Source organism: Mesorhizobium sp. CO1-1-7 (genome assembly GCF_020164885.1).
Classification (GTDB): Bacteria; Pseudomonadota; Alphaproteobacteria; order Rhizobiales; family Rhizobiaceae; genus Mesorhizobium; species Mesorhizobium australicum.
The window spans coordinates 160,495-181,860 of the sequence record NZ_JAIUHA010000007.1; the positions used below are offsets into that span (position 1 = coordinate 160,495).

28 protein-coding genes and 1 pseudogene are annotated in these 21,366 nt (G+C 62.3%); 15 read left to right on the top strand and 14 right to left on the bottom strand.

From position 1 onward, the window contains the following. Positions 1 to 72: 72 nt before the first annotated feature. Complete coding sequence (gloA, locus tag LB516_RS16945) at positions 73 to 513, bottom strand: lactoylglutathione lyase (protein WP_015318065.1); 441 nt, start codon at positions 511 to 513, stop codon at positions 73 to 75. Positions 514 to 730: 217 nt separating this feature from the next. On the opposite strand from gloA, the gene LB516_RS16950 reads away from it, so the two are divergent. The 3 genes from LB516_RS16950 to LB516_RS16960 are packed head-to-tail and all read left to right on the top strand — an operon-like array spanning position 731 to position 2,697. Then, the gene (locus LB516_RS16950) at positions 731 to 1,324 is read left to right on the top strand and encodes a cold-shock protein (protein ID WP_015318064.1); all 594 of its coding nucleotides are present in this window, start codon (positions 731 to 733) and stop codon (positions 1,322 to 1,324) included. A gap of 23 nt (positions 1,325 to 1,347) precedes the next feature. Beyond that, positions 1,348 to 1,908: a DUF192 domain-containing protein gene (locus LB516_RS16955; RefSeq protein ID WP_224720030.1), complete on the top strand. Its 561-nt coding sequence runs from the start codon at positions 1,348 to 1,350 to the stop codon at positions 1,906 to 1,908. Positions 1,909 to 1,929: 21 nt separating this feature from the next. Beyond that, positions 1,930 to 2,697: an alpha/beta fold hydrolase gene (locus LB516_RS16960; RefSeq protein ID WP_015318062.1), complete on the top strand. Its 768-nt coding sequence runs from the start codon at positions 1,930 to 1,932 to the stop codon at positions 2,695 to 2,697. Positions 2,698 to 2,747: 50 nt separating this feature from the next. Here LB516_RS16960 and LB516_RS16965 read toward each other — a convergent pair whose 3' ends face one another. After that, on the bottom strand, positions 2,748 to 3,344 hold the full coding sequence (locus tag LB516_RS16965) for a hypothetical protein (RefSeq protein WP_224720031.1): 597 nt from the start codon (positions 3,342 to 3,344) through the stop codon (positions 2,748 to 2,750). Between the two features lie 133 nt (positions 3,345 to 3,477). Between LB516_RS16965 and cysE the strand changes: the two genes are divergently transcribed. Further along, positions 3,478 to 4,326: a serine O-acetyltransferase gene (gene cysE / locus LB516_RS16970; protein ID WP_015318060.1), complete on the top strand. Its 849-nt coding sequence runs from the start codon at positions 3,478 to 3,480 to the stop codon at positions 4,324 to 4,326. Positions 4,327 to 4,465: 139 nt separating this feature from the next. After that, on the top strand, positions 4,466 to 4,669 hold the full coding sequence (locus LB516_RS16975) for a DUF3126 family protein (protein ID WP_006200852.1): 204 nt from the start codon (positions 4,466 to 4,468) through the stop codon (positions 4,667 to 4,669). Between the two features lie 52 nt (positions 4,670 to 4,721). Here the strand turns inward: LB516_RS16975 and LB516_RS16980 are convergent, their stop codons facing one another. Next, on the bottom strand, positions 4,722 to 5,453 hold the full coding sequence (locus LB516_RS16980) for a hypothetical protein (RefSeq protein ID WP_140823585.1): 732 nt from the start codon (positions 5,451 to 5,453) through the stop codon (positions 4,722 to 4,724). Between the two features lie 147 nt (positions 5,454 to 5,600). Between LB516_RS16980 and LB516_RS16985 the strand changes: the two genes are divergently transcribed. After that, positions 5,601 to 5,927, top strand: coding sequence for a DUF6949 family protein (locus LB516_RS16985; RefSeq protein WP_263485710.1), 327 nt, complete (start codon positions 5,601 to 5,603; stop codon positions 5,925 to 5,927). A gap of 19 nt (positions 5,928 to 5,946) precedes the next feature. Then, positions 5,947 to 6,474 (top strand): gamma carbonic anhydrase family protein, encoded by a 528-nt coding sequence (locus tag LB516_RS16990; protein WP_015318057.1) that lies wholly within the window; start codon positions 5,947 to 5,949, stop codon positions 6,472 to 6,474. Positions 6,475 to 6,510: 36 nt separating this feature from the next. Here LB516_RS16990 and LB516_RS16995 read toward each other — a convergent pair whose 3' ends face one another. The 4 genes from LB516_RS16995 to LB516_RS17010 form a co-directional block, all read right to left on the bottom strand. Next, positions 6,511 to 7,074: an ankyrin repeat domain-containing protein gene (locus LB516_RS16995; RefSeq protein ID WP_015318056.1), complete on the bottom strand. Its 564-nt coding sequence runs from the start codon at positions 7,072 to 7,074 to the stop codon at positions 6,511 to 6,513. A gap of 220 nt (positions 7,075 to 7,294) precedes the next feature. Continuing rightward, on the bottom strand, positions 7,295 to 7,903 hold the full coding sequence (locus LB516_RS17000) for a transglutaminase-like cysteine peptidase (RefSeq protein WP_224682267.1): 609 nt from the start codon (positions 7,901 to 7,903) through the stop codon (positions 7,295 to 7,297). Positions 7,904 to 8,186: 283 nt separating this feature from the next. Next, entirely contained in the window at positions 8,187 to 8,804 is a 618-nt protein-coding gene (locus tag LB516_RS17005; protein ID WP_015318053.1) for a PilZ domain-containing protein, read from the bottom strand. A 119-nt stretch (positions 8,805 to 8,923) separates the two neighbouring features. Next, positions 8,924 to 9,556 carry a PAS domain-containing protein gene (locus tag LB516_RS17010; protein WP_015318052.1) on the bottom strand — a complete coding sequence of 211 codons (633 nt, stop codon included), beginning with the start codon at positions 9,554 to 9,556 and terminating at the stop codon, positions 8,924 to 8,926. A 430-nt stretch (positions 9,557 to 9,986) separates the two neighbouring features. On the opposite strand from LB516_RS17010, the gene LB516_RS17015 reads away from it, so the two are divergent. Beyond that, positions 9,987 to 10,742, top strand: coding sequence for a rhomboid family intramembrane serine protease (locus tag LB516_RS17015; protein WP_140665519.1), 756 nt, complete (start codon positions 9,987 to 9,989; stop codon positions 10,740 to 10,742). 86 nt (positions 10,743 to 10,828) lie between these two features. Beyond that, positions 10,829 to 11,260 (top strand): CBS domain-containing protein, encoded by a 432-nt coding sequence (locus LB516_RS17020; RefSeq protein WP_015318050.1) that lies wholly within the window; start codon positions 10,829 to 10,831, stop codon positions 11,258 to 11,260. A 44-nt stretch (positions 11,261 to 11,304) separates the two neighbouring features. Here the strand turns inward: LB516_RS17020 and LB516_RS17025 are convergent. Beyond that, positions 11,305 to 11,561: pseudogene (locus LB516_RS17025) on the bottom strand (YjhX family toxin). A 267-nt stretch (positions 11,562 to 11,828) separates the two neighbouring features. Between LB516_RS17025 and gatB the strand changes: the two are divergent. The 3 genes from gatB (at position 11,829) to LB516_RS17040 (ending at position 14,668) form a co-directional block, all read left to right on the top strand. Next, positions 11,829 to 13,328 carry an Asp-tRNA(Asn)/Glu-tRNA(Gln) amidotransferase subunit GatB gene (gene gatB, locus LB516_RS17030; RefSeq protein ID WP_224720032.1) on the top strand — a complete coding sequence of 500 codons (1,500 nt, stop codon included), beginning with the start codon at positions 11,829 to 11,831 and terminating at the stop codon, positions 13,326 to 13,328. 4 nt (positions 13,329 to 13,332) lie between these two features. Next, complete coding sequence (locus LB516_RS17035) at positions 13,333 to 13,821, top strand: GNAT family N-acetyltransferase (protein ID WP_224720033.1); 489 nt, start codon at positions 13,333 to 13,335, stop codon at positions 13,819 to 13,821. Between the two features lie 148 nt (positions 13,822 to 13,969). Further along, complete coding sequence (locus LB516_RS17040; protein ID WP_015318046.1) at positions 13,970 to 14,668, top strand: AIM24 family protein; 699 nt, start codon at positions 13,970 to 13,972, stop codon at positions 14,666 to 14,668. Positions 14,669 to 14,802: 134 nt separating this feature from the next. Here the strand turns inward: LB516_RS17040 and panC are convergent, their stop codons facing one another. Next, positions 14,803 to 15,654, bottom strand: coding sequence for a pantoate--beta-alanine ligase (panC, locus tag LB516_RS17045; protein ID WP_140792531.1), 852 nt, complete (start codon positions 15,652 to 15,654; stop codon positions 14,803 to 14,805). Continuing rightward, positions 15,651 to 16,493 (bottom strand): 3-methyl-2-oxobutanoate hydroxymethyltransferase, encoded by an 843-nt coding sequence (panB, locus tag LB516_RS17050; RefSeq protein WP_015318044.1) that lies wholly within the window; start codon positions 16,491 to 16,493, stop codon positions 15,651 to 15,653. The genes panC and panB overlap by 4 nt, the downstream gene beginning before the upstream one ends. Positions 16,494 to 16,722: 229 nt before the next feature. Here panB and LB516_RS17055 point away from each other — a divergent pair, with 229 nt between their 5' ends. The 3 genes from LB516_RS17055 (at position 16,723) to LB516_RS17065 (ending at position 18,303) form a co-directional block, all read left to right on the top strand. Continuing rightward, complete coding sequence (locus tag LB516_RS17055; RefSeq protein WP_015318043.1) at positions 16,723 to 17,121, top strand: NADH:ubiquinone oxidoreductase subunit NDUFA12; 399 nt, start codon at positions 16,723 to 16,725, stop codon at positions 17,119 to 17,121. A 138-nt stretch (positions 17,122 to 17,259) separates the two neighbouring features. Next, the gene (locus LB516_RS17060) at positions 17,260 to 17,856 is read left to right on the top strand and encodes a DUF2155 domain-containing protein (RefSeq protein ID WP_224720034.1); all 597 of its coding nucleotides are present in this window, start codon (positions 17,260 to 17,262) and stop codon (positions 17,854 to 17,856) included. A 63-nt stretch (positions 17,857 to 17,919) separates the two neighbouring features. Next, positions 17,920 to 18,303, top strand: coding sequence for a hypothetical protein (locus tag LB516_RS17065; protein WP_140616926.1), 384 nt, complete (start codon positions 17,920 to 17,922; stop codon positions 18,301 to 18,303). Positions 18,304 to 18,312: 9 nt separating this feature from the next. Here the strand turns inward: LB516_RS17065 and aat are convergent, their stop codons facing one another. The 4 genes from aat to aroQ are packed head-to-tail and all read right to left on the bottom strand — an operon-like array spanning position 18,313 to position 21,224. Beyond that, entirely contained in the window at positions 18,313 to 18,930 is a 618-nt protein-coding gene (aat, locus tag LB516_RS17070; protein ID WP_224720035.1) for a leucyl/phenylalanyl-tRNA--protein transferase, read from the bottom strand. Between the two features lie 26 nt (positions 18,931 to 18,956). Then, entirely contained in the window at positions 18,957 to 20,300 is a 1,344-nt protein-coding gene (accC, locus tag LB516_RS17075; RefSeq protein WP_015318039.1) for an acetyl-CoA carboxylase biotin carboxylase subunit, read from the bottom strand. Positions 20,301 to 20,310: 10 nt separating this feature from the next. Further along, entirely contained in the window at positions 20,311 to 20,763 is a 453-nt protein-coding gene (gene accB / locus LB516_RS17080; protein WP_015318038.1) for an acetyl-CoA carboxylase biotin carboxyl carrier protein, read from the bottom strand. Positions 20,764 to 20,789: 26 nt separating this feature from the next. Further along, positions 20,790 to 21,224, bottom strand: coding sequence for a type II 3-dehydroquinate dehydratase (gene aroQ, locus LB516_RS17085; protein WP_015318037.1), 435 nt, complete (start codon positions 21,222 to 21,224; stop codon positions 20,790 to 20,792). Between the last annotated feature and the right edge of the window lie 142 nt (positions 21,225 to 21,366).

Here is a 21,366-nt window from a genome sequence, read left to right on the forward strand (position 1 = left end):
ATGGCTGCATAGATAGGCACAACCTCGCCAAACACCATCGAGTGGCCGCCGGCCACTCGAAAAGGTGATCGATTACCAGCTTCCGGTATTCGCCATCGATGCCCACGGCTCGGCCTTGGCCTTCGCTGGGCCTTTTTGCAGAAGCTCGATGGAGATGCCGTCAGGCGACTTGATGAAAGCCATGTTGCCGTCGCGCGGCGGCCGGTTGATGGTGACGCCATTGTCCATCAGATGCTGGCAAGTGGCGTAGATATCGTCGACCTCATAGGCGAGGTGACCGAAGTTGCGCCCGCCCTTGTAGTCTTCCGGATCCCAATTGTAGGTGAGTTCGACCAGCGGCGCCTTCTCGTTGATGCCGCTCTGCTCGTCTTCCGAAGCGGCCAGGAAGATCAGCGTGAAGCGGCCCTGCTCGTTTTCATAGCGGCGAACTTCCTTCAGGCCGAGCTTGTTGCAGTAGAAATCGAGTGAGGCATCGACATCGGCGACGCGGACCATGGTGTGCAGATAGCGCATGTGTTTTCCTCGATCTGTTGGGTTGCGGCGCAACATAGGGTCGGCCCGGTCAAAGGGCAATCGTGAGGCGGCAAGCGGTGCCGGCAAAGAACAAATCCGGTATTCCCGCAATGAACCGTGAAAAAAGGCACGTCAGGTCTTGCACACACCGGAAGCCGCGGTGTTAATCTGGTGTCAAGAATCAGTTGCGGTGTTCTTGAATAAAGGGGGCATTCTTATGGGGGAAAAGGCCTCTTTGACGGGGCGGGCCAATACCCTTGGCGACGCTTTGTCTCACGACGAAGGCGGCGATGCCGACCTGGCCGAGATTGCCGGCGCCATCAAATGGTTCGATGTGGCCAAGGGCTATGGCTTTATCCTTCCCGATGACGGTGTTTCGGGCGATATCCTCCTCCATGTGACTTGCCTTCGACGGGACGGCTTCCAGACTGCCCTGGAAGGCGCGCGCGTGGTCTGCCTTGTCAAGCAGGGTGAGCGCGGGCTGCAGGCGTTCCGTGTGCTTTCCATGGATGTCACCACCGCCGTCCATCCCGCGGAAATGCAGGAACAGCGCACCCACGTCTCGGTGACTCCGGAGAGCGGGCTCGAACGCGCTTTGGTCAAATGGTTCAACCGCACCAAGGGGTTTGGTTTTCTGACGCGCGGCGAGGGCACCGAGGACATTTTCGTCCATATGGAAACCTTGCGGCGCTACGGCATCACCGAGCTTCGGCCAGGGCAGGTCGTGCTTGTCCGTTTCGGCCGCGGTGACAAAGGCCTTATGGCCGCCGAAATTCACCCCGATATGGGCACCTTGCCGGTCTCGCACTAGGGCGATCCGGCCGAGGATTTCATATGACACACAGGAACGGGCTGACGGCGGGCGTGATGTGCGCTGTGGCTGCCGTCATGGTCGCCGCCGCCGCATTCTTCTATTTCCAGATACCCAGCGCGGCCGATGGCCGGGCCATGGTCCTTCCCGTCGATCCCGCGCCGCTGGTTGTGGCGACGAAAAACGGAGATCGCTCGTTTTCCATTGAAGTCGCCGACACCGACGCGGAGCGGGAGGCCGGGCTGATGTATCGCCAGGAGATGGCGGACGACCATGGCATGCTGTTCGTTTTTCCGATCCAGCAACAGGTCGGCTTCTGGATGAAGAACACGCCGATGCCGCTTGACCTGATTTTTATTGGTCAGGACGGCAAGATCCGGGCTGTCAAACAGGGCGTACCGCAGTCCGAGGCCGTCATTTCACCTGGCGTACCCGTGCGTTTCGTACTTGAACTCAAGGCCGGCACGGCCGCCAGGAACGGCATCGAATATGGCAATCTGTTGAGCCATCCGGCCATCGGCACGGTCTCCGGTCCGAGCGCGCCGCCGGCGGACGACGGCGATGCGCCAAATGGCGGCGGCTGAGTGCCGATGGTGGTGTAGCCGATGCAGTTTTTCTCTCATGACGGGTTCGATCTGGCTTTCCTCGACCGTCAGCCGGCATCGGGCGAGGGCGATCCGGTGCTCATGATCCACGGCTTTGCATCGAGCCATTATGTCAACTGGGTGTCGCCCGGCTGGTTCAAGACGCTCAACGATGCCGGCTACCGCGCCATTGCCTTCGACAATCGCGGCCACGGCTCGTCATCCAAGAGCTATGAGGAGGCCGACTATACACCGGCGAAAATGGCTTCGGACGCGGCAGCCCTGCTCGGTCATCTCGGCATCGAGCGCGCCCATGTCATGGGTTATTCGATGGGCGCGCGCATCGCGGCCTTCCTGGCACTGTCCGACCCGGACAAAGTGGCGACGCTGGTTTTTGGTGGCCTCGGCATCGGCATGATCGATGGAGTAGGCGATTGGGATCCGATCGCGGCCGCCCTTCTGGCCGAGGATCCGGCCGCGACCACCCATCCGCGCGGTCGCTCTTTTCGCGCCTTCGCCGACCAGACCCGCAGCGACCGCCGGGCGCTTGCCGCCTGCATCGTGACCTCACGGGAACTGCTTGATGAGCAGGATATTGCCCGCATCGCCCAGCCGACGCTGATCGCGGTCGGTACCACCGACGACATTGGCGGATCGCCGGACGAGCTTGCGGCGCTGATGCCGAACGCCAGGGCCTTCCACATCGAGGGCAGGGACCATATGCTGGCCGTCGGGGACAAGACCTTCAAGCAGCGCGTGCTGGAGTTTTATGCCGAAAATCCGCTCTGAGGCTCCGGCGTTTGGGGGACGAGCGTCTCGGGTCGCGAAAATGATCTAAATCAGGTCAAGGCCTGCAGCGACCGTGCCATGTTCCGCCTTGCCTGCGGCTCGAAGCGCTGCCGGAACTCCTGCGTGTGAAAAATATGCGGGCGGGCAAGGAAGCCTTTCAGCACCGCACCGCGCCCGGCACGCCACATAGCCTCTTCCACCCAGCCATATTCGCGGCGAACCGCGCGTTCATAGGCGTCGAATGCATCCGGTGCGGCACCCAGGATCGAAAGATCCATGTCGAGGAACAAGCTGGCGTCGCGCGTCGCCGCAACGTCGTCGAACAGCGGCACCTGGTGCGTGGCGGTGGCGAGGATCATTGCGCTGACGCGGCTCAGCCGCCCGGCATCGATGCGGCCGGCGAGCTTTTGCTCGGCAAGGGCGGCACTTTGCGCTTCGTTGTCCTTGGCCCTGCTGTCATACACGGCGTCATGGAACCAGATCGCCGCTTCGACGGCCTCGGGGTCGTCCAGAAGCGTTCGATAGTCATCGGCCAGCTCCAGCATCGCTTCGATATGAGTGAGGTTGTGATAGTGGCGATCGCCGGCCTTGTAGAGGACCGAAAGCTCGGTTTTCAGGGCATCGTCGATCAAGGGTTCGTTTTCCATGGCTGCTTGAATTCCCGCGAACCAAATCCATTTGACACAGCACTAAGGAAAATTGAGTTCAATCATGCTATGAACTGGCTTATATGTGCGGCCAGATGGCAGGCAGACTAGCAGGACGCAGGACGAGACGTCGATGAACAGCATCAGCATTTCCCGCCAAAGCGCGTTGCAGCCGGTCGATCCGATCTGGCGTTCGATCCGCGACGAAGCGATGGAAGCGGTCAACCGCGACCCCTTGCTGGCCGCGTTCCTCTATTCCACGATCCTTAACCAGGAGAGTCTGGAAGAGGCTGTTATCCATAGGATCGCGGAGCGGCTTGCTCATCAGGATATCGGCTCCGATCTCATCCGCCAGACCTTCAAGTCGATGCTCGCCGACGACAAGGACTGGCCGACCACGGTACGCGTCGACATCCAGGCTTATTATGACCGCGACCCGGCTTGCGACCGGTTCATCATGCCGGTGCTCTATTTCAAGGGCTTTCATGCCATCCAGACCCACCGGCTGGCGCATTGGCTGTGGAACCACGGCCGCAAGGATTTCGCGCTCTACCTGCAGAGCCGCTCGTCCGCGGTCTTCCAGACCGACATCAATCCGGCCGCGCGCATCGGCAAGGGCATCTTCATCGATCACGCCACCGGCCTCGTCGTCGGCGAGACGGCGGTTATCGAGGACGACGTGTCGATCCTGCATGGCGTGACGCTGGGCGGCACCGGCAAGGCCGGCGGCGACCGCCATCCCAAGATCCGCCACGGCGTGCTGATTGGCGCCGGCGCCAAGATTCTCGGTAACATCGAGATCGGCCATTGCTCCAAGATTGCCGCCGGATCGGTGGTGCTGTCGCCTGTGCCGCACAACAAGACGGTAGCCGGCGTGCCGGCCCGCGTGGTTGGCGAGACCGGCTGCGACCAGCCTTCGCGCCAGATGGACCAGCTTCTGCCGTCGCAGAAGATGGACCATGTCATCAGTTTCGATATCTGATTTGCCGGCAGTTGCCCCGGATGAATGCCCGGCAGCGCTGCCGCTTCCGGTGCAATAAGACCGGCTTGCCTTTACATCGCCATTGTCGACGTGCCAGAAGCGCCGTTCAAACGAGCAAGCCGATGATCGGAGAAGACTGTTGAAGCCGGACGAAATCAGAAAGCTGGACGCCTATTTCAAGCGCGTCTTCCAGAACCCCAAGCTTGAGGTCAAGGCACGGCCGCGCAAGGAAGATTCGGCCGAGGTCTATGTCGGTGACGAATTCCTCGGCATCGTCTTCAAGGACGAGGACGACGGCGACTACAATTTCTCGATGGCGATCCTGGACATCGACCTGGCCTGAGCCCGCAATGCCACGGCAGGCCGCATCGAGCGCGGCCGGCCTCTTCTGCCTGTCAATGTCCGGTCTTTAGGATTCGCCCCGCCTTGGCCGTGATTGCCGCGTCTAGCGTCTGCCAGTCGTCAAGGAATTCCCTTGGGAAGCGATAGGTAAGGCTGAGATCGTCCCCGACATGGATATCCCGCTCGCAGGGCGCCAGCGATTCGCCGGCGCTCGGCCCGCTGAGGCAGCGGGCCACGAAAGGGTCGGTGCCCGCGCGCTTGCCGACGACCAGCACCTCGTTCAGGTAGCCTGATTTCTCATTGAACCCGTAGACCGTCGTGCCGCCGGGGCCTGGTATGCCGGGCTGGATGATGAGCGCGCTGTAGATCGGCCCGAACCGGCCGCTCATGTCGCGCGACATCATCTGCTGCTCGAAGGACAGGAAAATGATGTTCCTGTTGGCTCCGGCGTGATTGAAATCATCGCGCGACGCCTCGCTGTAGCCGTCCATCTGGGGATAGCGCATATAAAGGTCGAGGCGCGTGGCGACGCCGTCGCGCCGGGCCTGCTCGAACCGGATGAAATTGGCCGGCACGGTGATGACGTTCTTGCCGATCACCACTTCGCGCACGGTCGCGTCGTCGGTGTAGCCGGCCATGGCAATGGAACGGCCGAACCATTTGCCGCCAAGGCTGATGGCTATCGACAGCAAGGCCAGAGCCGCGAACGCGTAGAACACCCGCTTCATCAGCATGGAATCGACCACGGTCAGTTTCGGGCCGTCGGCGATCGCTGCCTGCTTCATCTCGGTCCTCGTTCCACCGCCAAACGGCCATCCGTGTGTCCGCGGTCCAAGTGTCCCTTGACGGCACACTTCGCACGGCACGGCCCTTGCAGACTTCCTGAAACGACTGTGCGATTGCATGGTAAATGGAGGGTTAATGTGGCCCAGATGGAACTCTTGCTGTTCGCTTTTGTCGTCGGCTTGACGGTTTGCGGTCTGGCGGGCTCGACAATGGAGCTGGTATCGGGTCGCAAGGTCGCCTTCACCGAACCCTATGTGTCGCCCGCCCATGTGCTGCGCTCGCTGGCTGTGACCGCGGGCGCCGGGCCGTTCATGCTGGTCAACGATGCGCTTGACGCCAGGCGCGCGAACCGCATCTCGACAGTGGCGCTCCTGTCATGCGGCTGCACCGCTATTGCCTGGTCGTTGGCGCTGGGCATCGTCGTACTGGCCATTGCTTCCTGGGCCGTCGGTCTCCTAGGGTTTCCAGCCTGAGGCGATTCGGAGACCGACAATGCCGCTTTATGCGATCGATGGAACGGAGCCGAGCTTCGCCGACGCGGACTCGAACTGGATCGCGCCCGATGCGACGCTGATCGGCGACATCAGGATCGGCCGCAATGCCGGCTTCTGGTTCGGCGCCGTCATCAGGGGTGACAACGAGCCCATCGTCATCGGCGCCGACACCAATGTGCAGGAACATACCGTCATGCACACCGATCCCGGCTTTCCGCTGACCGTCGGCGAGGGCTGTACGATCGGCCATCGCGCCATGCTGCATGGCTGCACGATTGGTGACAACAGCCTGATCGGCATGGGCGCCATCGTGCTCAACGGCGCCAGGATCGGCAAGAATTCACTCGTCGGCGCCGGCGCTCTGGTCACCGAAGGCAAGGAATTTCCGGACAATTCGCTGATCGTCGGCTCGCCCGCCAAGGCGATCCGGGTGCTGGACGACGCGGCGGTCGAGCGGCTGCGGGCCTCGGCCGCGCACTACGTCGCCAACGCCAGGCGCTTCAAGCTCGGGTTGAAGAAGGTCTGAGGTCTCGGCCGGCATGCCGTCGGCCACCGGCGCCTATTAATCCCGGCTGCCGGTTGAGCGCTCCGCAAGGGCTGCCCGCAGCAGCGACGCGCCCACCTCGAACCCTGCAATCTCTGCTTCTTCCAGCGCTGTCGTGCAGTGGTCGATGCGAGTCCTCAAAGAGGGATCCGCGCCGGCGGCAAGAAGCAGGCGGATCGCCTCGGCGTCTCGCATGGCCACGGCGTGATGGAGCGGCGTCCAGTCGTTGACACCTCGCATGTCCGCATCGGCGCCGTGATCGATGAGGATGCGGATGATGTCGAGCTTGTCCGCGCGCTCGGTGGACAGCGCCGCGATGATCGATGGAAATCCGGCATGATCGTCGTAGTTTGGGCTCGACCCGGCGTCGAGCAGCGCCACGACGAAGGCAAGCGGGCTCCAGTAGATCGCGTATTCGAGCGGATGGCCAAGGCCGAGCTCAAACGGCATGCGCTCGTCAAACCAGCGGGGCGAACGACCCAGGGCGGTGCCGAGGGCCACGAAGTCGCCAGCCTTGAAGGCATCGTCGATCGCCCTGAACAGACGATGGCGTTCGCATCGATCTTCCGGAATTTCCTGCATCGGCTGCGGTCCAGAAGCGGAGTTGCCGACTGATAATATCTCGATCTTCCGCCTGTGGAAATTTATACCACAATGTACTGATGTCTTCCCAGAAATGGCGGAGCCGGCCCGGGGACGGGGCCGGCTCCTTTGACCCGGTCGTTGGGGACGGGGAGGGTGGGGACTCGACCGGGTTTCTCGTTAAGCGCGTCGTGCAACGCGCCTGATCTCATTGGCGTCCTCAGCGGACGCTGGCGACCGCGTCGGAACGGCCGTCGTTGATCGTCACCCAAACGCCGGAATTCTCCGTCGATTGACGCTTGAGATAGGTGTAGTCGGTATCCGTCCAGGACAGCACCTTGGTTTCAAGATTGTCGAGGACGAACTCGCCGAGGCTGGTGCGCACGGTCAGCACCGCGTGGCCGTCGCCATTCGGCTGGCGCGCAACCGTCATCAAGAGGTCGCCGGCCGGCACGCCCGCATCCATCAACTCGCGGCGCTTTTCCAGCGCGTAGTCCTCGCAATCGCCATAGCCATTGTCCGGGTAGGCCCAGTATTCCTCGGCACCGTAGTTTTCCATGTCGGTGCGCGGCTTGATGCGGGTGTTGACCGAATTGTTGATGCTCACGATCGTCGCCCAGAGCTTGCGGCTCAGGTCGACAGGCGCCCCCTTGGCGGTCTTCTCGTTGCATTCGCCGGGGATGCGTTGGCAGAATTCATAGTGGCCAACAGGCTGCGTCGTGCGTCCGCCGGTATGCATATAGGCCGGTCCCGCGGCATATGCTGATCCCCAGGCGGAAAGCTGCATCGCCATTGCCATCAGCAACAGCTTGCCCCTCGTTTTTTTCATTGTTCAGTCTCCCCGTTCGAAGGAGACAGTGCCACATCTGGATTTATTCGACGCAAAGGTCCGGAGTAGATTTTAAGTAAAACGTCTATAGAATAAACATAAAATTTGAATCATTTTAGTATTGAATTGGTTGGATTGCTGCGCTGGGGTTTCGGCAAATTCGGCCTCCCGCGGACCATTTCCGACTATGGCGACCTGCCATCCAAGACCTATCAATCGCCGCACCCCGAAATCGAAAAAGCCGGCCGCGAGGCCGGCTTGACGGGCATGCTTTGCGGCCCGATCAGGCGCGCGGCGTGTTGAATTCGGAATCGAGCGTCTCGGGGCGCTGGATGACGGCGAATTCGATGGCGACGCCATCTTCGAAATGCCGGACGATCTGACCCCGCATCGTGCCGAGCATGACCTGGACGCCGATCGCCGGTTTCACGTCGATCTCGATCGCGGCGCCCGACAGCGACAGATCGATGATCCGGCACTGATACTGGCGGCCGTCGGTGAGCTGCAGCACGCTCGTCGGGTTGCGGGGCGAGACGCGCTCGTGGCGGCGGTCTTCCGGCAGGTCGAGTTCGTGCTTGTTGGCAAGCCATGTCAACTGCGCGGCGAGTTTGTCCTTCTTGCGGTCGGACGCGATCACCGTCATTGCGAAGCCATCCGGCAGCGTGCGTGTCAGCACACCCTCGATGCGGCCGATATGGTCGATATAGGCGATGACTTTCTCGCCGGGCATGCCGATGCGGTCGGTGCGAAGCGCCACGTTGCCGGGCGACATGTCCACCACCTGGCATGGGTGCTCGGTGCGGTCCTCCAGCATGAAACGTCCGTAGATTTTGACCCGGACGCGCTGAAAGTTACGCCTTTCAGCTTGGGACGGCGCGTAGTCGACCGCCGCTGACCTCATGACTGCCTACACCCCGTTTGGCATTCCCGCGCGTGGATGCGAGGAACTTCAGCAGAGAACTACAACAAATCGGGTTAACAAAGGGGAAAAACGAGCCTGCAAGACCATGCGATCGTCAACTATTCGTCCCGCCCGCCATCGAAAACGACGAGATGGCGGATGCGGCGGGCACGGCCGAGCGCGGAGATCGTTTCGGGCGCCTCGATCTCGTCGGGAACGAGCGAGGGAACGTTGATCGCCGGACGGCTGTTCAGCAGTTCCTTCTCCGGGTCGATGACGCGGATGGAATCGATCAAGGCGTCGGTGATCGGATCCGCGCCCAGCCAGAACGGCTTCTCCACGGCGCTGATCACGCCGAGGCAGCGTGGATTTTCGATGCCGCCGTCGAGCGGCAAGGCGAGCAATTCGAACTTGTTGGAGCGGCCGTTGCGGCTGAAGCCCTCGAAAATGATCAGCACGACCGATTTCTGCTCGAAAACCCCGTGAATGAGCCGCGAAACCAGCCTCTGGTCCTTCTCCCGCCACAGCGACGGGAAGGAGAATCCCTTGAGTTCGCGGCCGTAGGAGGCGCAGAGCCTGGTGCCGGCCAGGCGAAATACAGGCTGCCCACGCGTGTCCTTTTCGAGGATGAACGTATCGGCCAACAGCGACTTGATATCGGCCGGCTCGACTTCCGATCGCTTCGGAGCGGGGCGTCCGTCACGCAGGCGGTTCCAATAGTGGAACAGCGTGATCGATCCGTTTTGGTTCATACTACAAAGCTCCGCGCATTCTGTCGTCTGATGTCCCATCGGTGAACAGAAGGGCGCCCTCCGATGACCTACATGCGTTGGGGAGCAGGAAGCGTGCCAGCGTCGTTAACACTTGTTCACGGGTCGGGGCCGTTAAGGTTAACAACTGGTTTACGTTGCGCCCGGGGCCGCCGCGTGGCACACCAAAACCACTCCAGAAGCGGTCGTTTCGCGACGATCGGCAGCACTTCAGTCAAGAGTTTTAGGGGAGCAGGGGCTCGACCGGCCGTTCAGGGGAAACCTTGGACGGCTTCTTTTTTGATTCGCCCCTTTGATTCGGAGCGGGACGATTCGCCGTTTGCGGTTCCATCGGCGGTGATCTAGATGCTCGCCAGACCGAACCAGCCCAGTCGAACCAGCCCCGTCGAACCAGCATCGAGTGCGATTGCAGATGAGCGAACAGCAAAATCCGTCCGAGCCCGAACCGGCCGAGACCATGCCGCCACCGGTGCGTGAGCCGGTGTTCAATCTGCCGCCGATCGTGCTGGCGGTGATCGGCATCTGCGCGGTCGTCTACCTGCTGCAGCAATATGCGCTGAACGACGCCCAGCAGATGACGCTGCTCTATGACGGAGCTTTCATTCCGGTCCTCTATACCGGCCGGTACGGGTTCGACTGGTTTCTCTTCACGCGGCCTTTCACCTATGCCTTCATGCATGGCGGCTTTGCCCATATCGCCATCAACATGGTCTGGCTTGCCGCCTTCGGCTCGCCGCTGGCCAATCGGCTCGGCGCGCTTCGGTTCGCGTTGTTCTTTGCCGCCACCGGGTTGGCTTCGGTGGCGCTCTTCTGGGCGATGCATCCGTACGGAGAAGCGCCGCTGGTCGGCGCATCGGGCGCCATATCGGGCATGATGGGGGCTGCGGCGCGCTTTGGCTTCCGCACCGACCGCTCGGCCGGCAAGGCTGCTTTCGCCGGCCCGGTGCTGCCGGTCGGGGTCGTGCTGCGCTCGCGCGGCGTCGTCATCTTCCTGGCCATGTGGATGATCATCAATCTGGCCACCGGCCTTCTCGGCTTCGCGCCCGGCGTGGATGGCCAGGTCGCCTGGGAGGCCCATATCGGCGGCTTTGTCGCGGGCTTCTTCGGCCTGCGCTGGTTCGACGGGATATGGCAAGCGCCCGAATGGGAGACCTCCGACCGGGCTTGAAATGCAACCGATCACGGCGCACGATGTTCACTCTTATGTGAAAGCCGGTCAGGCAGGAACCGGTTGGCAAAGTAGAGGAGGACGCCATGACGGTTAAGGCCATTCTCGAGCAAAAAGGCCATGACGTGTTGACGCTCGGGCCGAACGAAAAACTGAGCGAAGCCATCCGCATCCTTGCCGAGCACAGGATCGGCGCGCTGGTCATCACCAATGGCGATCGCAAGATCGTCGGCATCCTTTCGGAGCGCGACATCGTGCGCGTGGTAGCCAGGGAAGGCGGTGCCGCCCTCGATATAGCAGTGCGCTCGGCGATGACGCCGAAGGTGAAGATCTGCAACGAAAACCACACCGTCAACGAGGTGATGGAGATCATGACCAGGGGCCGCTTCCGCCATCTCCCGGTGGAAAAGGACGGCCTGCTCGATGGCATCGTATCCATCGGCGACGTGGTCAAGCGCCGCATCGAGGACGTCGAGCGCGAGGCCGAGGAAATCCGGGCCTACATCGCTACCGCCTGAGCGGCCGGCAACTACCGGCCGGGTGTCGGCCCGCGGCACCAAGGCTACCTGTTGTCGAGTTCGGAGCGAACGAGTTCGAGCCCGCGCTTCGTGATGCGGTAGGGCCCGCCGCCGGACGACGAAACCGCCTTCTTGCGTTTCAATTTCGAAACAGGTCGAGATCGACGCCGGGGTAATGCCAGCCGTCGCGGGTCAGGCATTTGACCGAGGCGATCCGTTTCTTGTCGTTCCTTTCGATTTCAATGCGTCCGCCCTGCGCGAGCAGGTGCAGGATGCGCTGTTCAATGCGCGAAATATCCATGTGAAGAGTTCCCGGAAAACGAAAAATACCGCGCCGCGAAGCTTCGCGGCACGGGGTTTCAGGTTTTCTGCCCTGCCTCGCTACGAGGTCAGGGCCTCACCGGGACTGCGCGTAAGTGGACATCCACTCTCCATTGAGACGAACGGATACAGGCGAAAGCGGTCGAAGAGGCCAGCCCCCGGCTTTGCGCCCGCGGCTTTGCGCTTGTCTCTTTTGGCGGTTTGCACTAGCGAAGTTGCATTAATGCACTTCAGTCCGTAGGCCACAATGAGCATCATCGACACTCGCACCCCTGACGCAAAACGCCTGATATCCGGCGCCACCGGCGACTGGGAGATCATCATCGGCCTCGAGGTGCACGCACAGGTCATCTCGGAAGCAAAGCTGTTCTCCGGCGCTTCGACCGCGTTCGGTGCCGCGCCCAATGCCAATGTCAGCCTTGTCGATGCGGCGATGCCAGGCATGCTGCCCGTCATCAACGAGGAATGCGTCAAGCAGGCGATCCGCACCGGCCTGGGGTTGAAGGCGCAGATCAACCACAAGTCGGTCTTCGACCGGAAGAATTATTTCTATCCGGACCTGCCGCAGGGCTACCAGATCTCGCAGTTCAAGCAGCCGATCGTCGGCGAGGGCACGGTCATCGTCTCGGTCGGCCCCGACCGCCAGGGCGAGTTCGAGGACATCGAGGTTGGCATCGAGCGCCTGCACCTGGAGCAGGATGCCGGCAAGTCGATCCACGACCAGCACCCGACCATGTCCTATGTCGACCTCAACCGCTCCGGCGTGGCGCTGATGGAGATCGTGTCGAAACCCGACATGCGCTCCGGCGATGAGGCCAAGGCCTATGTGACCAAGCTGCGGACCATCATGCGCTATCTCGGCACCTGCGACGGCAACATGGACGAAGGCTCGTTGCGCGCCGACGTCAATGTCTCGGTACGCCGGCCAGGTGGCGAATTCGGCACCCGCTGCGAGATCAAGAACATGAACTCGATCCGCTTCATCGGCCAGGCCATCGACTACGAGGCGCGCCGGCAGATCGCCATCATCGAGGATGGCGGCAGGATCGACCAGGAAACGCGGCTGTTCGACGCCGTAAAGGGCGAGACGCGCTCGATGCGCTCCAAGGAAGAGGCGCACGACTATCGCTACTTCCCCGATCCCGACCTTCTGCCGCTGGAATTCGACCAGGCCTATGTCGATACGCTGGCCAAGGAATTGCCGGAACTGCCCGACGACAAGAAGCTGCGGCTGATCTCCTCGCTCGGCCTCTCGACCTACGACGCCGCGATCCTGGTGTCGGAAAAGCCGATCGCCGATTATTTCGAGAAGGTGGCGGCCCGTCGCGACGGCAAGCTCGCCGCCAACTGGGTCATCAACGATCTGCTGGGTGCTCTCAACAAGGCCGGCAAGGACATTGAATCCGCTCCGGTTTCGCCAGACCAGCTTGGCGCTGTCATCGATCTGATCAAGGAAGGCACCATCTCCGGCAAGATCGCCAAGGACCTGTTCGAGATCGTCTGGAACGAGGGTGGGGATCCGCGCCAGCTGGTCGAAAGCCGTGGCATGAAGCAGGTCACCGATACCGGGGCCATCGAGAAGGCGGTCGACGAGGTGATCGCGGCCAATCCCGACAAGGTCGAGCAGGCTCGCGCCAAGCCCACCATGGCCGGCTGGTTCGTCGGCCAGGTGATGAAGGCGACTGGCGGCAAGGCCAATCCGCAGGCCGTCAACGACCTCGTCAAGGCCAAGCTGGGCATCGAGTAAAAGCATGTTCGTTCGCACCGCCGGGGATCGCGACCTCGCAGCCGTCCGGGCGTTGCTGGTCGAGACCTGGCATGCGACGTATGACGCCATCTATGGCGCTGAACGGGTCACCGAAATCACCAATGAATGGCACTCCATCGCCTCATTGAAAGCCAGGCTGGTAAAGCCGAGCAGCGAGTTCCTCGTTGCCGATGACGGCAAGCGCATTGGCGGCATGGCGTTTGCCGAAGCCGTCGATGGCGGCGGCGTGGTCATGCTCAGGCAGATCTACGTGCTTCCCTCGCTGCAGGGCCGCGGTATCGGCGGCATGCTCCTCGACGAGATCATCGAGAGTTTTCCGGAAGCTCACCGCATTCGGCTCGAAGTGGAAGAGAAGAACACCCGCGCCGTTGCCTTTTATCAGGCCAACGGCTTCGTCGGCCGCACCGAGAATTGCGGCTCCGCCAGCTCTGCCATCCCGGCGCTGATCTATGAACGGGTACTTGCCGCCTGAGCACCGTGGCGGCGTGATCACCTTCGCGCGAGCGCGCGTCGCGGGATCTGTTTTCGTTTGACGGCCCTGGTGTCCGGCACCAAAGCTGCCTAGGCCGACCCGTGTGAAGCCGGAATAAACCGACACAAGGATGGCTTTGGGGGGAACCATGCCAAGTCTGCCGGAACTGATGCCGACCGAGGTGTCGGATGAAACCTTTGGTGGCGTCACCTATCACATAGCGGGCGAACTGGTGCCCGTGCTTTCCGTCGATGTGACGCGGATGCCTGTCTATTTCGAGCACCACATCCTGCTGTGGAAGAATTCCACAATCACCATCGGCCTGAAATCGCTGAAGGGCGCGCTGAAGCGCATGATGGCCGGCATGCAGATCTTCGTCACCGAGGCGTCGGGGGCGGGCATCATCGCCTTCAGCCGTGATGGGCCGGGTCACATCGTGCCGATTCACCTGCGGCGAGGCGAGGAGATCCAGGTCCGCGAGCACCAGTTTCTAGCCGCCACCAGCAATGTCGACTACACGTTCGAGCGTGTACGCGGCCTGGCGACGATGCTGTTCGGCCAGAGCGGCTTCTTCATCGACCGGTTTCGCGGCGATACCGGTGACGGCATCGTCTGGCTGCACGGCTATGGCAACGTTTTTGAAAAGACGCTCGCTCCGGGCGAGATCATAGACATCGAGCCCGGCGGCTGGCTGTTCAAGGATGCCTCGGTCAGGATGGAGACCAAGATCGACCGGCTGTCGAGCGGCTTCTTCGGTGCCAACTTGAATTTCATCGTCAACCGCTTCACCGGGCCGGGCAGGGTCGGCATCCAGTCGATGTACCTGCATATGCCGACCGAGGAATAGGCTGGGAGCCAGAAGCCAGACGGATGAAAGCCTGGCCAGCGCGAACGCGGCGGTGACTTATCAGCGGATCGGCTCCCCGTGCCATGGCATCGGCAGGGCGAGCCTTCGACCTTGATTGAGAATGCCAACGCCGATCAGGCGGCGGGAACTTCCACATTGTCGATCAGCCTGGTTTTTCCCAGCCAGGCGGCGGCGAGAACGCGGCCCGCGCGGTCGCGCCGCCATGGCGTGAGTGTCAGGCTTTCGCGGGCCTCGACATAATCCACCTTCTGGAAGCCGGTCGCGACCAAGACGCGGCTTGCTTCGGCGATCGTTTCCTCCTGTCCTGCGCCCGCCGCCAGCGCGGCAGCTGCCTTGCGCAGAATGACGTTGAATTGGCGAGCGATCTGGAGGTCGGCTTCATCGAGATAGGCGTTGCGTGACGACATGGCGAGGCCATGCGCGTCGCGTATGGTCGGCGCGCCGATGATCTCGACGGGCAGGTCGAGGTCGCGGCAAAGCTGCCTGACGACGCAAAGCTGCTGGTAATCCTTTTCGCCAAAGATGGCGAAGTCGGGTGCGGCCTGCAGGAGAAGCTTGGCCACCACTGTGGCGACGCCGTCGAAAAAGGTGGGGCGAAAGTCCGTTTCGAGCCCGGCTGACGGGCCGCCTACCGAGATCTTCGTGGCAAAGCCTGCGCGATACATCTCGCTGACACCGGGCGTGAACGCAAGGTCGGCTTTGGCCGCGGCCAGCATGTCGAGGTCGCGGGCCAACTGGCGCGGGTACTTGTCGAGATCCTCGGTCGGTGCGAACTGCGTCGGGTTGACGAAGATCGACACCACGCAACGATCAGCCCTTTCGAGGGCGATCTTGACCAGCGAAAGATGCCCGTCATGCAAGGCGCCCATGGTCGGCACCATGGCGATGCGTTGTCCGTCGCGTCGCCAGTCGCGGATTCGCGCGCGAAGCGCGGCAACGCTATCGACGACGTGGGGCCGGCTCACGCGTCATCCCCGCCGTTGGTTTTTGAAAAGACGTGGGCGGGCCCGGGGAAAACGCGATCCCGCACCTCCGATGCGTAGCGCTCCGCGGCATGCGTGATCACGCTGCGCAGGTCGGCGTATTGCTTGACGAATTTCGGCACGCGGTCGACCGTCAGCCCGACCATGTCGTCGACGACCAGGATCTGGCCGTCGCAATCGTCGCTGGCGCCGATGCCGATGGTTGGAATGGCTATGCGGCGGGTGATGTCGGCGGCGACCGTCTCGATCGTGCCTTCGATGACCACCGAGAACGCGCCGGCCTTCTCGACCGCCAGCGCGTCGGCGATCAGGGCGGCTACAGTCTCGTCCGTGCGGCCCTTGATCTTGTAGCCGCCATCCTTTTTCACCGATTGAGGCTGCAGGCCGATATGGCCCATGACCGGGATATCGGCGGCCACGATCGCGGCAATCTGACGAGCCATGTCGACGCCGCCTTCGAGCTTCACCGCCTGGCAGCCGGTCTCGCCGACGATGCGCCGTGCCGAGGCCAGGGCTTGCACGGCGGACCCCTCATAGCTGCCGGCCGGCATGTCGACGACCACGCAGGCCCGGGCCGAGCCCCTCATCACGGCTTGGCCGTGCGCGATCATCATCTCCAGCGAGGCGCCCAGCGTCGTCTCGTGGCCATGCACGACCATGGCGACGCTGTCGCCGACCAGGAGCAGGTCGACATGGGGATCGAGCAGGCGGGCGATCGGATAGGTGTAGGCGGTGAGGCAGACGATCGGTGTGCCGCCCTTGCGGCGGCGAATCAGGTCGGCGCCGACGCGAATATCGGTGGTCGGCAATTGCGTGGCCAATCGTCGCCTCCTTCAGCCCCAGCGGGACAGGATTTTCGCATGGGCGCGCAGAGCTTTAGAAAGAGCGGCAAGGCTTGGCAAGCGCGCATCCGGTCACCCCCGGGGGATCACAGGCTGGTGTCGGGTCCCTGGCGCGCCATTTGCGCGCTCCTCGTGGCAAAACCCTTGCCTTCCCGAAGGCCTGACGCCATAAGCAGGAAACGGGCGCCGCCAGCGCGAGGGTTCTGAGATGAAGACTTTCCTGACGCAGTTTTTCACCTGGTGGAACAGCCAGACGCTGGGAACGCGCCTGCACACATGGCGCTACGGCAAGAGGGTCGGCCAGGACGAGGCCGGCAATGTCTATTACGAAGGCGGTATCGATTCGGAAGGCCGCACGCGTCGCTGGGTCATCTACCGCAACTATTCGGAAGCTTCGGCCATTCCGCCGGGCTGGCACGGCTGGATTCACCATCGTGTCGATATCGCTCCCCCCAGCGATGACTACCGGCCGCGCGACTGGCAAAAGCCGCATTTACCCAATCTGACCGGCACGCCATCGGCCTATCGTCCGAAGGGCTCGGTGCTGACCAATCAACACCGCCCGCAGGTCACCGGCGACTACGACGCCTGGACGCCGGGCTCGTAACGGCGCGAGTTGCACAGGTAAGGTGCAGGCCGGTCCTTTATCGCCACAATTGGTGTTTAGCTGCTTGCTGATCAGAAAACGGCGACTAGCCTTGGCGATCGACGGAATCACCTGGGCGCGAACCACCGGTACCCTTGCATGAGCTTTTTCAACCCGATATTGACGGGCGGCCTGACGTTAGCAGCCAGCCTCGCCGTCAGCACCATCGCCTTTGCGGCTTCACCCGCGCCCGCCGCCCCGGCGCCGGCGGCGCCCGCGGGATCGGATCGCATCACCAACCCGGTCGCCGAGTTCGCCGGCATCGACAAGATCACCGGCCGCATCATCACCTTCGATGTCTATATCGACGAGACGGTGCAGTTCGGCGCCCTGCAGGTAACGCCGCGCGTCTGCTATTCCCGGCCGCAGAACGAACAGCCGAAAACAGATTCTTTCGTCGAGGTCGACGAGATCACGCTCGACCGCAAGATCCGCCGTATCTTCACCGGTTGGATGTTTGCCGAAAGTCCGGGGCTCAACGCCGTCGAACATGCCGTCTATGACGTCTGGCTGAAGGAATGCAAGCAGAAGTCGGATGTGCCGGCGCCCGATGCTGGCAAGAGTGGCTCGACCAAGGCCGATGGGGCGAAAGCCGACGCGTCGAAGCCAGCCGCGACCAAGCCAAAGCCCCCGGTCGCTCCCGACGCGGCACAGCCCGACGACGCCGTGGAACCGGCTACGACGGACACCAACTGATCTCTTGGAACCGCCATGGCTGGCGCGCGTTGGACCACCACCACGCGCGTTGAGGATACGCCAATGTCGGACAGCAAGCGGATCATGGCCAACAAGGCCGAGTTGCTGGAGCTCGAAAAGGGGTTCTGGACGGGCGACACTGCCTACTATGCTGCCAATGTCGACACCGAATGCCTTGTGGCGTTTCCACAGATGGCACAGGCCATGGACAATGCCGATCTGGCCAAGACCGCAGCCAAACCCAACCGCTGGCGCGACCTCGACATCGAACTCAAGGGAATAATCGAACCCGGCAGCGATATCGTCATGCTGACCTATGAAGCGCATGCGACGCGCGAAAATGGCGAGCCCTATGCGGCGCTGGTCAGCACCGGCTACGTCCATCGCGTCAATGGCTGGAAGATGATGTTCCATGCGCAGACGCCGATCGAGGCGTCGCCCAAGTAGGGCCTGATCCTACGGAAAAAAGACCGCTTCGCCTTTTAGCGCGTCTGCCAGCATCTTTTCGTATTTGCCGCGCGGCACGTCGATCGCGCCGAAACGCTTGAGGTGCTCTGTCGTGAACTGCGTATCGAGCAGCGCGAAGCCGCGTGCCTTCAGGCGCTCGACGAGATGCACTAGGCAGGTCTTCGACGCGTCCGTCTCTTTGGAAAACATGCTTTCGCCGAAGAACACCCGCCCGAGCGAGACGCCATAGAGGCCGCCGACCATACGCCCCTCGCGCCAGGCCTCGACCGAGTGGCAATGACCCATGCGGTGCAGTTGCACATAGGCTTCGCGGATCGGCGCATTGATCCAGGTAGAGCGGCGCTCCTCACGCTTTTCGGCGCAGCCATCGATCGTCGCCTCGAAATCGAAATCGAAACGGATTTCGAACAGGTGCCTGCGGATCGTCTTCTTCAGGCTTTTGGGGGTGTGAAAATCATCGAGCGGGATGATGCCGCGCGTCTCCGGCCGCACCCAGAAGACTTCTGGGTCACCAGCACTTTCGGCCATGGGGAAGACGCCCGAGGCGTATGCCTTGAGCAGAAGGTCGGTTGGGATGCGATAGCCTGGCGCGTAGGGACGGGTCATCGCGTCATTATAGCGGCAAGTTGAGGCTATTCGCCCTTGGCCAGATATTTTTCCAGCCAGTGGATGTCGTAGTCGCCATTGGCGATGTCGGCATTGCCGACGAGATCGCGAAACAGTGGCAACGTCGTCTTGATCCCGTCGACGACGAATTCGTCGAGTGCCCGCCGCAGCCGCATCATGCATTCGACGCGGTTGCGGCCATGCACGATCAGCTTGCCGATCAGGCTGTCATAGTAGGGTGGGATCTTGTAGCCCGAATAGACGCCGGAATCGACGCGGATGCCGAGGCCGCCCGGCGTGTGAAAATGCGTGATCGTGCCGGGCGAGGGGGTGAAAGTGCGGGGATCCTCGGCGTTGATACGGCATTCGATGGCGTGGCCGTTGAACTTGATGTCTTCCTGCTTGACCGAAAGGCCGCCGCCGGACGCGACGCGGATCTGCTCGTGGACCAGATCGATGCCGGTGATCGCTTCCGTCACCGGATGCTCGACCTGCAGGCGCGTGTTCATCTCGATGAAATAGAACTCGCCGTTCTCGTACAGGAACTCGATGGTGCCGGCGCCCGAATAGCCGAGATCGGCGATCGCCTTGGCGCAGATACCGCCGATGCGGGACCGCTCCTCGGCGTTGAGCGCCGGCGAATTGGCCTCTTCCCAGACTTTCTGGTGGCGCCGCTGCAGCGAGCAGTCGCGCTCGCCGAAATGCACGCCGCCGCCGAAGCCGTCGCCAAACACCTGCACCTCGATGTGGCGCGGTTTCTCCAGGTATTTCTCGATGTAGACCGCGTCGTCGCCGAAGGCCGCGCCCGCTTCCGAGCGTGCCGTCTGCAGTGCGATTTCGAGGTCTGCCTCCGTATGCGCTACTTTCATGCCGCGTCCGCCGCCGCCGGCCGACGCCTTGATGATGACGGGATAGCCAATCTCGGCGGCGATGCGCCTGGCTTCTTTTTCCTCGGTCACCGCACCGTCGGAACCGGGCACAACCGGAATGCCGAGGCGTTTTGCCGTGCGCTTGGCCTCGATCTTGTCGCCCATGATGCGGATGTGGTCGCCGGACGGGCCGATGAAGGTGATGTTGTGCGCCGCCAAAATGTCGGCGAACTTGGCGTTCTCCGACAGGAAGCCATAGCCCGGATGCACGGCGTCGGCGCCGGTGATCTCACAGGCCGCGACGATCTGGTGGATGTTGAGATAGCTGTCGCGCGACGGCGGCGGACCGATGCACACGCTTTCGTCGGCGAGCCTGACATGCATGGCGTCAGCGTCGGCGGTCGAATGCACCACCACCGTCTGGATGCCAAGCTCCTTGCAGGCGCGCAGCACCCGGAGCGCGATTTCGCCGCGATTGGCGATGAGGATCTTCTGGAACATCAGGTCCGCTCTACTCGATCACGACGAGCGGCATGCCGTATTCCACCGGCGTCGCGTCCTCGAACAGGATCGCCGTCACCGTGCCCGCGCGCGGCGAGGGGATCTGGTTCATCGTCTTCATCGCCTCGATGATCAGCAGCGTCTGGCCTTCCTTGATCTTCTGGCCGACCTCGATGAACGGCTTTGCGTCCGGCGACGGCGCCAGATAGGCGGTGCCGACCATGGGCGAGGTCACCGCGTTTTTCGACACGTCGACCGCCGCCGGGGCGGCCGCGGGCTGGGTTGCCGTTGGTGCATAGGTGGGCTGCGGGGCCGCAATCGCGTGAACGGCGGGCGCCTGCCGCGACACCCGTACCTTCAGGTCGCCGAGTTCCACCTCGATCTCTGTCAGGTTGGTGTCGTTCAGTATGCCCGCCAGATCGCGGATCAGTTGCTGGTCAACACCGGTCTTCTTTATCGACATTTTCGAGCCTTCTGTTTGTTGGCCGGTCATAGGCGTGCGGCGAGCGCTTGCAGCGCCAGCGTGTAGCCGAGCGGCCCAAAGCCACAGATCATGCCGACAGCGACCGGCGCGACCATGGAGACGTGGCGGAACGGTTCCCGCGCGTGAATGTTGGAAAGGTGAACTTCGGCAACCGGCAATGGCGCGATCGAACGGATGGCGTCGTGGATTGCGATCGAGGTATGGCTATAGGCGCCTGGGTTGATGACGATGCCGGCGGCTTTGTCGCCGGCCTCCTGGATCCAGTCGACGAGATCGCCCTCATGGTTCGACTGACGGAAATCGATCTCGATCCCAAGCGACGCACCTGCCTGCTTGCAGTCGTCAGCGATGGCGGCAAGCGTCTTGCCGCCATAGATGCCCGGCTCGCGCTTGCCGAGTGCGTTGAGATTGGGACCGTTCAGGACAAAAACCGTTTTCAAAAAAACCGACCTTTTCCGGCGCCGGCATCAAGCCGGCGCGCTGGGCCTCTATACCGGGCATAGTCGCCCGCGGAAAGAGCGCAAGTGCGTTCTTTCACTGTCCACAACAGGCCGAAATGCGCCCGTGAAGAAAACCGCTTGC